The following is an 8,723-nucleotide window of genomic DNA, read 5'->3' as shown; positions in this document are numbered from 1 at the left end:
CCGATGTTTCGGCGCTACTGGCCAAGAATCCGACTGTGTTGCATGACTTCGACATCGGCGGCGGCAGTCAGGTTTGGCTGCAAGGCACATTGGGTGTGTTGAATACCAGTTCGGAGGCGGGTTATCACGATTATCACGCCAGCTTTTCGATGAGTTTGGACACCTCGTCTTATGCGCCAGCTCAACATCTGTTGTTGGGTTTGCTCAGTCCCGAGTTTGGTATTGCCGCTTTGAGCGGCGACGATACCTTGTCCTTCGCCATTGACGTTGATGGTGCCGTCGCCAGTTCAAGTGCTAGCTACGATTTCAATGCAGCCAATGCCGCGGACGCTGTGACCTTTTTCGACGACAAGACGGTGGATTTCGGTGACTGGAGCAGTTGGGTCAGTAACAGTGATAAAACCCTTGCGCTGACATTCAGCCTGGATCTGCACAGCCATACCAATGGCGCGGGCTTGAACTTTAACCTGATTGCCGGCAATTCGACGCTGGGTTCCGGTCCGGTTTCCTCGGTGCCGCTACCGGCCGGCGTTTGGTTGTTCGGTTCAGCCCTTCTTGGTTTGGTAGCGGGATGCAGGCGCACGGTGGCCGGCAAGATAAGCGCGTAAGTTCGCTTGAGCGTTTTGGCTGGGCCGTCTCAGTCAAAGCGAATGCGGCATGACAGACCATCAAATGCGCCGCTAGAACTCCTGGCATCATCATATGGCCTTGGTGATGCCAGGATAACTCACCGGCAGAAAATTGGCGGTAGTTAACAATGATCGACATGTTCGTCGATAAAAGGTCAAGTCTCCCTCCAGTAGCTCTGAAGTGACTCAGGAATGAAATATAACAAAGTAGAATCGAATTTCGCCGGAAATGGATTTGAGTAGGGAATATTCATGAAACGAGTATTTTTTGCCAATGTAGCCATCGCCGCTACCGTTATTTTTGTTACTGCATGTGCCAATGTCCATCGCCGTGACTTGGCTTCCTTCGTTCAAGGAAATACGCAGTGTTATGATCGTCAGGCAGAACCCTATACCGCCGTGGTGGATTCGCATCTGCATTTCAGGCCATTCGGCGGCCCGGCCATACCACTATCCGAGCTGACGGAATACTTCAATAAGACCGGGGTTTTGTTTGCCAATATGTACGGCATCGGCCAGATTTTACCGGTGGATTCTTCCTGTACTTACTACCTGGATTGTCCCGGCACGCCGGCGTTGCCCAGCATCAAGAACGATTTTGCCAATGCCGCCAATTATCTCGAGCTTAAACCCAAGGATGTGCATCTAACCTTATCCATGACCTTTCCCGATTTGGCCAATCCCAGCGACATCGCCAAGATGATTCTTTTTTACGATAAGGAATATCCGAAGATGTTTAAGTGGATGGGCGAGGTGAATTTGATTAAACAGGCCTTGCTTAAAAATCACCATCAGCCCGCAACTCAAGAAAATATCGCGCAATGGGCCGAGTTTATGGCTTTGCTTAGAGAGCGCAATGTTCCCATCAATATTCACGCCGACTTGGGTAACGATGCCGAGCCGAAAAAATATCTGCCCTTAATGGCCTATGTATTAGAACTTTATCCGGATAATAAAATTATCTGGGCGCATATGGGTTTGTCAAAGGAATTAAGCACCATGAAAGCCGCCGAACATATTCAAATCATGCAATCCTTTTTGGAAAAATATCCGAACTTGATGTTGGATATCTCCTGGCGGGTACTCTATGACAATTATTTCAGCAAACCGGAAGCCCGAGACCAGTATGTTGCGTTTCTAAACCACTATTCCGAGCGTATTTTACCCGGTACCGATTTTGTGGCGGCTCGAAACAAGCAATTCGAGGTCTACCAGGAAGAGTTGGATGTCACCAGCCGAATCAACCAATATCTTGACGACACCGCGTTTCGCAATATTGCGTTGGGTGACAATTATTTCCGGATGTTGGAGCTGCAGTATCAAGCACCGCCAATATGCCATTAACAGAAAGGTAGGCATTTATGCGAAATAAACGTTTCCATGTGTTTCTGTGGCCGGTGTTATTTAGCCTCTGTGCGGGATGTGCAGAACCAACCTCCGCCGTTCGGCAAGCGGAACCACCAACGGCGCGGACGCTAGATGAAGACACCGCCGCGGACGGGGAATTGAAAAAACTGGCGGCGGATTTGCCGAGTCGCTGCAATCTGGCGCCCGATCCGAATCAGGCTCAATACATCATCGGCTATGGCAGCTTGATGCAAGACGAGTCGCGCCGGCGTAGCGTACCGAACGCGGAGACAGCTTATCCGGTGATGGTCAAGGGCTACCGGCGCGGCTGGCTTGCCAAAGGCCCCGGCGTAGGGCTGGATACCACCTATTTAGGCATCGTTCCGGACCAGGATGGCCGGTTTAACGCGGTGCTTTACAACATCAGTTCCGACGATATTCCGGTCATGGACAAACGCGAGTTTTTTTATTGCCGACTAGCCGTGGAACCCACCGGATATAAGCTGTTGAAGCCTGGAACGCCAACGCCGCAAGGACAAGTCTGGATCTACGCGAACAAACCGGAATCCGTCGCCATCGCGAACGAACGGCATCCCATCGTGCAATCTTATGTGGATATTTTTGTGTCGGGCTGCCTGGAGCAGGAGCAACGCTATGCACTCGAGAATTTTGCCAAGCAATGCCTGGCCACTACCAGTCACTGGTCAACGGCGTGGGTGAATGACCGGCTTTATCCGCGGCGGCCCTATATTTATCAGCCCAAGGCCGGCCAGATCGACCAATTGCTCCAAGAGCAATTACCCGATTATTTTCGGAAGATTCGTCTTGAGTCGGCGAATTAATCGATAACGCCCTGAACCAACGCTTACTACCCCCTAGCCCATGAAATCAGCAGTGCTTGTCATTGATGTTCAAAGCGGATTATTCGACGACAGTCCTCGACCGTACGAAGCCGACGAAGTGATCCAACGCATCAATAGCGTCACGAATCAGGCCAGAGCGGCTGGTGCGCCGGTTATTTTTATACAATCGGAACACCCCGGCTTTCTGGAATACGCAACCGCTCGCTGGCAATTGCAGCCCGCATTGACGATGCGAGACGGCGACATCAAGATCCGCAAAACCATGGCCAACGCATTTCTCCAAACCGATCTCGAAGCGACGCTTCAGTCCATGGAAGCGGACAATCTGATTATTTGCGGCTACTCGACCGAATTTTGCGTGGACTCCACGCTTCGTTATGCCTCCGCGTTGGGGTATCGCATCCAGCTCATCGCCGATGCGCACACTACGCATGACAAGGCGCATTTGTCGGCAAGGCAGATTCGAGAGCATCACAACATTACGCTTGCAAAATCTCCCACGGTTTCCACCGTGCTCTCAACCGCGTTTCACGTTGATAGCTATTAGGCGAATAGGAGAAGCCGGCGGCCGATCCTAGCTGTTGCCGCGCCTATTCCGAAAACAAAAAACAGCAGCGTACTCCCGCGCCCCAGAAAACGGTCGAAAATAATCACTAAAGTACGAATGACACCAAACCATGCTTTAGCTTAAGTATTTGCGCTCTGCACGATAAGTGCCCGTATCGATTCCGGCGAATTCAACATCATTCTGTATCCAACAGGCGCACCGAAATCTTGCATGTACAAAACGTATTGCTTGAGCTTCAGCTCGGACAATAAGCCTTCGACATGTGCTTTTGCAAGCAGGTCGAAGGTGTACGTCGTCCGGTCCGGCTCCGGACGGTCGCTGTATCCAGATCCCTGGTAGTCTGGGGCAATCACATGAAGACAAAGGCTCCGCCATTGATGGCCGCACCACCCAACACGACGGTTATCGCAAGAGCCTCAAAATCCGCAAACAGATCGAAGAAGTCTTCGGCTGGGCCAAAACCGTTGGCCCGCTACGCCAAACCAAGGTCCGTGGCTTGACGAAGGTTGCCGCGCAAACGATTTTTACCTTTGCCGCCTATAACCTAACGCGAATGGCGGCGATTTTCGGCTGACGTTACAGTACCGCCTAGGCGGCCGTGCGCCTGAAATCCGCCAAAAGGCGGAAATGAATCCCCTTCGGGGGCAATATAACCGGCTAAAATCGGTTTTTGAGGCCATATCAGGCTTCCAGCGCACCCTAAGCTTCGAAAATGAGCATCGAAACCGAAGGTATGCGGGCAATTTTCAACAGCCTGTTATACCTTGCATTTGGCGCCAGGAAATGAGGCGAGGGACCGCCAAGCAAATTATCAAGCATTTTTCATCCGGAATGGCGAAGCGAAGCCTTGGAAGAGATAAGGCAAAGGACTGGCGCTTGGAAATGATCGGTTTAAAGCAGAAGTCGAAAGCTTGACCTGCCGGCGGTTAACGGCAAGAATAACGAGAATAGCAGTAGGTTGGCGAAAAAATGAGTCGGACAAATAGTCGGATGATATTTAATTTTACCCTGACCCCTTTATTCTGGTTTCAGGTCATCAATCGCATCCATCAAAGAGTTAAACGAATTTGGGCCAATGACTAAAGCGGCGTTCACCTTTTCCAGCACTGATTTCTCGGATATTGACCGCGTCGACATTTGGCGCGAGATGTTTTCCAGAAAAATAGCGGGATTCGATGTGGAACACGCCGATTCGCGGCCTTTTTTCAACCAAACACGGTTTCATTCCTTCGGCCACGTGAGCATGGCAGGGCATACCAGTACTGCGGTGCGTTTTCGCCGTACCCGTGAACTCATTACCGGAGACGGATTAGACGATTACTTAGGCCTATCGGTATGCGTATCCGGTATCTGGGAGGTTATGCAAGGACAGCGGCGGTTGTTGATAAATCGAAACACCGCTGGCTTAGTTGATTCGACCAAAGTTCTCGATGGAGCGTTTGGACCAGACTCGCCCGAGGGATACCAGAAGCTCTTGAGCTTGCGCATTTCCCGAGCAGAATTGACCAAACGGGTACCGAAAGCCGAGCGCTTGGTCATGACCCCTCTTTGCAACTCAGAGGGCGTAGAGCTGTTAAGAAATTACCTGCTAATGCTAGACCAGGGAGGCGTCGATCAAGATCCTACCCTAGGCAAACTAGTGGGGGATCATATTGTCGATCTCATCGCTTTTCTTTGCAACGACGAGGTGGCTAAGGAGTCCCATTCCGGAGGGGTGCGGGCGGCCCGGCATGCGGCCGTCATTCGATATCTGGAAAAGCACTTTATTGAGCCTGGGCTCAGTACGGCGCAAATCGCCGGCGAATTGAAAATATCCCGGAGGTATTTGTTCGATCTGCTGAATGAAACCGGAGAAAGTGTTACTCAGATTCTTAATCGACTAAGAATTGCCCGGGCATGCCAGCTGCTGGCCGACCCCAAGTTCCGCCACTTTGATATCGCGGCGATCGCCTACCAATCCGGGTTTAACGATCTGTCTTACTTTTATCGCCAATTCCGTCAGCAATTCCAAGAGCCACCGGGCGCCTTTCGGGCGCGGTGCGCGCTCCAAAGCGACCTTGGCTCCCAAACAACCGAAGCCGGTAACACCGAGAAATCCTCTTTGCACCTGGTAACCGCCGGGAAACCATCCAGCTAAGTTAGCGCCGAATCGGCAGGGCTTTCTTAAGGTAACGCCGATTTATTCGCGGTTCCCGCAGTGCAAGGATGCACATCAAAAACAGTGGTTTGCAAAACACCAATATGAAAACCCGCTGCTGACCTCCGATGCGATGCTGTTTACCTATCATGAAGAACACCTGAAAGTGTTATTGGTTAAACGTTCGAATCACCCAGATCAAGGCAAATGGGGCTTGCCGGGCGGTTTTGTCGACCTGGAACGAGACAAGATCTTGGAAGATACAGTGGTGCGCAAACTCAAGGAAAAAACCGGTATCGATCCACCCTATCTGGAACAGTTGCAAAGCATAGGCAATGCCGACCGTGACAAGCGTGGCTGGTCGGTCACGGTAGTCTATACCGCATTGATGGCGTATCAGGACTGCGAAACCCACATCGAGACTGTGACCGATGCGCAATGGCTTCCCTTGGATGCCGTCAACAGTATGAAGTTAGCCTTTGATCACCAGACCATCATTGGACTGGCACGAGAACGCATGCGGCAAAAGGCACTGTATTCGATCGTGCCGGCATACGCATTGCCGGAAACATTCACGTTACCGGAACTCCAACACCTTCATGAAATTTTGATAGGAAAACCGTTACAGAAAAAGTCCTTTCGCCGCCGCATCGAACAGGCGGAACTATTGGTTGATACCGGCGAAAAGCGCTCGGAGGGCGGCCGACCGGCCGTTCTGTATCGGATGAAGCAGGGCTCAGGCGCTTATACCTTCGTGCGCAATTTGGAGGATTGATATTTCGTATATTCCTTTGGAACGCTGATCGAGACTTGTTAGCTCACTGATAAAATGCCTACCTCATGAAGCTAGCAATACACCTAACGCGATCAAGCTAATAGCTTGGCAAGCAACGGCATGACTTCGGCAGCAAATACTAACCCCATCATCCATTTCAAAATGAGCAAGTCGGAACGAACTGGGGCAAGTTCGATTTGCAAGTCTTTTTTTGTGAGCGGTTCCGTTTCAGATTGGGCATCGCGAAAAGCTTCGGACACCGCTTCCGCTTGTTTTTCGTCAAAACCGGCTTCCTTGAGCTTACGAACAAATTTATGGGTGTCAAACGTAACGGTAGCCATGCGAGTTGTCTCGAGTTCCGAATATTGGCAACGAGTTTACCAGTGACCGAGGATTTCTCAAAAGGGGGCTGAGGATATCACAGTCCACCACCGCTCGAGCCGACGATACCATAAGTCATCGAAACGCGATTTTGAGGCCACTAATTCCTGAGGGATTTCATTAACTGTTCGACCTGTGTTGTCATGGCCGTTAATTGGCCTGTTAGTTGGGCGACCTGCTCACGAGCACTCCCCGCTTCCCGTTTAGCGTGATCCGTCTCCGCTTCGAGCTTGATCAGCTTATCAGCGGTGCGTTGAAGTTCCGCCGCCGCTCGTTTCCTTTCATCCTTACGTGACTCCTCGGCGGCATCCGCCTTGGTCTGCACTTTAACCAATTCCGTTTTCAATTGATCCCGTTCGGCCGCGATCGACTGGGCGGCTTGTTTTTGACCCGTCAATTGTTGCCGCAGTTTGGCTTGCTCGGCCTCATGTTGTTCGGATGCCACCTTCGCGTTTTTCTCGGCCGCCTCCAATCGTTCGCGCAGGGTGGCCAGTTCGACCGCCTGAGCCTGGTTAGCGGCCTGCACCTCGGCCAGATGTTTGGTCAATCCCCCTACCCTAGCCTTCTCATCCGTCAGCATGGCCTCCAATTCATCGACTGCCTGGGAGGCATCGGCCAGCTCACGCTCTGATTGGGCTTGCTGTTCGCGCGCCGCTCGCAACACATCCGCTACCCGCCGCTCTTGGGTTTTGACGGCCTTGTCGTTTAACTCCAGCGCCAACACGTTAATTTTGTCGACCAAACCCTTGGTCAACGCCGCCAAGCTTTCGGCCACTTCCAGTGGCAACTCGACCACGGGTTCCGCATTACTCACCGCTTGAGTGGCATGGTGCCTGTCCCAAACCTCTCGGAGCCGCTTCGGATCGCCGCCGCCGGTTAGCTTGCGTAACGCAAATCCGGTCACATTACGATTCGCCTTCGTTAACGTATTGCCCGCTTCGATAATTTGTTCGTCGGTAATATCGGCCGGGCGACCCAAGCTGGAATCGAAAACTTCTGTTTGCATGGCCAACTCCCATTTTTATTTCAACGGCGATGACGGGAGTTTGACACATTATAAGAAACAAAGAAAGTAAGAAAGTAATAAAGTAAGTTAACTCCCCGAGCGCTGAGCTCACGCCGTCCTGATTGTCAAAATTTCAATCATTGTCGCCACAGGGTTGCAACCCACCAAGAATGTAGCCACAATGTAGCTACTGTTTTAAATGGTTTCAGAGGTAACAATGAAATTGGGGTTGCAAACTGCTGGCACTTTATGGCTGGCGCCGGCCTTGGGTTAGTCATTTTGGCGGCGCTCTATCGACCGGCAAAGATTTGCGTTAAGCGTGTTTATAGGGTGTAAATCTGATGCAAACTGAAATTAAAAAATGGGGCAATAGCGCCGTGATTCGATTGCCGGCAGCCATGCTGGCACGGTTAAAGCTGGAAGTCGGTTCGCCGGTCGAACTGACGGCTGACGATAGCGGGTTCCGTATTGTGCCGACCACGGCTAAGCCAGTTTTTAAGTTGGATGAGTTACTCGCCGGCATGACTGCCGATAACCGGCATGATTGCATCGAGTGGGGGCCGGATGTTGGCCTCGAGGTTGATGATTAATGGCGGTGTCGTATGTACCTGAGCGCGGGGATTTGGTGTGGATTGCGTTCGATCCTCAAGCAGGGCATGAACAAGCGGGACGTCGCCCTGGCTTGGTTATTACGCCACGCGCTTATAACGCCAAAGCCGGGTTAGCGTTGATTTGCCCTGTGACCAGTCGGATTAAAGGTTATCCGTTCGAGGTCGCGTTACCGGTCGGCGGCCGTGTGAGTGGTGTGGTATTAGCGGATCAGATTCGCAGTCTGGATTGGGCTGCGCGTCAGGCCGAAAAAGTGTCTACGGTGGACGGCGTGGTATTGGCCGAGGTGTTGGCTAAAATCGAGGCTCTTATTCAATAATGATACTGCGTAGGCCAGTATGAATATTTTAAAGCTTCGCTATGTTATTGGCGTTTATGAACCGGACAAAGACGATACCTGGCCGTGGC

11 protein-coding genes and 1 pseudogene are annotated in these 8,723 nt (G+C 51.7%); 9 read left to right on the top strand and 3 right to left on the bottom strand.

What is annotated here, in order from left to right; translation table 11 throughout:
- The 4 genes and pseudogenes from AC3B8H_RS15125 to AC3B8H_RS15110 all read left to right on the top strand — a co-directional run.
- Nucleotides 1-608: pseudogene (locus AC3B8H_RS15125) on the top strand (hypothetical protein); the annotation flags it as partial.
- A gap of 273 nt (nucleotides 609-881) precedes the next feature.
- Entirely contained in the window at nucleotides 882-1,973 is a 1,092-nt protein-coding gene (locus AC3B8H_RS15120; RefSeq protein WP_488442375.1) for an amidohydrolase family protein, read from the top strand.
- Nucleotides 1,974-2,134: 161 nt separating this feature from the next.
- A complete protein-coding gene (locus AC3B8H_RS15115; protein WP_488442374.1) occupies nucleotides 2,135-2,818 on the top strand; it encodes a gamma-glutamylcyclotransferase family protein in 684 nt (227 codons plus the stop codon).
- 40 nt (nucleotides 2,819-2,858) lie between these two features.
- Nucleotides 2,859-3,386 carry a cysteine hydrolase family protein gene (locus AC3B8H_RS15110; protein ID WP_488442373.1) on the top strand — a complete coding sequence of 176 codons (528 nt, stop codon included), beginning with the start codon at nucleotides 2,859-2,861 and terminating at the stop codon, nucleotides 3,384-3,386.
- 140 nt (nucleotides 3,387-3,526) lie between these two features.
- On the opposite strand, the gene AC3B8H_RS15105 is transcribed toward AC3B8H_RS15110, so the two are convergent.
- The gene (locus tag AC3B8H_RS15105) at nucleotides 3,527-3,760 is read right to left on the bottom strand and encodes an alpha/beta fold hydrolase (protein WP_488442372.1); all 234 of its coding nucleotides are present in this window, start codon (nucleotides 3,758-3,760) and stop codon (nucleotides 3,527-3,529) included.
- Here AC3B8H_RS15105 and AC3B8H_RS15100 point away from each other — a divergent pair.
- The 3 genes from AC3B8H_RS15100 to AC3B8H_RS15090 all read left to right on the top strand — a co-directional run bounded on the left by AC3B8H_RS15100 (nucleotide 3,670) and on the right by AC3B8H_RS15090 (nucleotide 6,319).
- The gene (locus AC3B8H_RS15100; RefSeq protein WP_488442371.1) at nucleotides 3,670-3,981 is read left to right on the top strand and encodes a transposase; all 312 of its coding nucleotides are present in this window, start codon (nucleotides 3,670-3,672) and stop codon (nucleotides 3,979-3,981) included. The two genes, AC3B8H_RS15105 and AC3B8H_RS15100, sit on opposite strands and share 91 nt — an antisense overlap.
- Nucleotides 3,982-4,482: 501 nt before the next feature.
- Nucleotides 4,483-5,544, top strand: coding sequence for a helix-turn-helix domain-containing protein (locus AC3B8H_RS15095; protein WP_488442370.1), 1,062 nt, complete (start codon nucleotides 4,483-4,485; stop codon nucleotides 5,542-5,544).
- Nucleotides 5,545-5,677: 133 nt separating this feature from the next.
- Nucleotides 5,678-6,319 (top strand): NUDIX hydrolase, encoded by a 642-nt coding sequence (locus AC3B8H_RS15090; protein WP_488442369.1) that lies wholly within the window; start codon nucleotides 5,678-5,680, stop codon nucleotides 6,317-6,319.
- Between the two features lie 92 nt (nucleotides 6,320-6,411).
- Here AC3B8H_RS15090 and AC3B8H_RS15085 read toward each other — a convergent pair whose 3' ends face one another.
- Both AC3B8H_RS15085 and AC3B8H_RS15080 read right to left on the bottom strand, forming a co-directional pair.
- Nucleotides 6,412-6,660, bottom strand: coding sequence for a CCDC90 family protein (locus AC3B8H_RS15085; RefSeq protein ID WP_281023459.1), 249 nt, complete (start codon nucleotides 6,658-6,660; stop codon nucleotides 6,412-6,414).
- Nucleotides 6,661-6,800: 140 nt separating this feature from the next.
- Nucleotides 6,801-7,706, bottom strand: coding sequence for a DNA-binding protein (locus AC3B8H_RS15080; protein ID WP_488442368.1), 906 nt, complete (start codon nucleotides 7,704-7,706; stop codon nucleotides 6,801-6,803).
- A gap of 341 nt (nucleotides 7,707-8,047) precedes the next feature.
- Between AC3B8H_RS15080 and AC3B8H_RS15075 the strand changes: the two genes are divergently transcribed.
- Complete coding sequence (locus tag AC3B8H_RS15075) at nucleotides 8,048-8,296, top strand: AbrB/MazE/SpoVT family DNA-binding domain-containing protein (RefSeq protein WP_488442367.1); 249 nt, start codon at nucleotides 8,048-8,050, stop codon at nucleotides 8,294-8,296.
- Complete coding sequence (mazF, locus tag AC3B8H_RS15070; RefSeq protein WP_488442366.1) at nucleotides 8,296-8,634, top strand: endoribonuclease MazF; 339 nt, start codon at nucleotides 8,296-8,298, stop codon at nucleotides 8,632-8,634. The genes AC3B8H_RS15075 and mazF overlap by 1 nt, the downstream gene beginning before the upstream one ends.
- Nucleotides 8,635-8,723: the final 89 nt, after the last annotated feature.

This window comes from Methylomonas sp. BG-2 (assembly GCF_057766305.1).
Note: the sequence above shows the minus strand (reverse complement) of the source record. Positions and strands in the feature narration are given on the sequence as shown.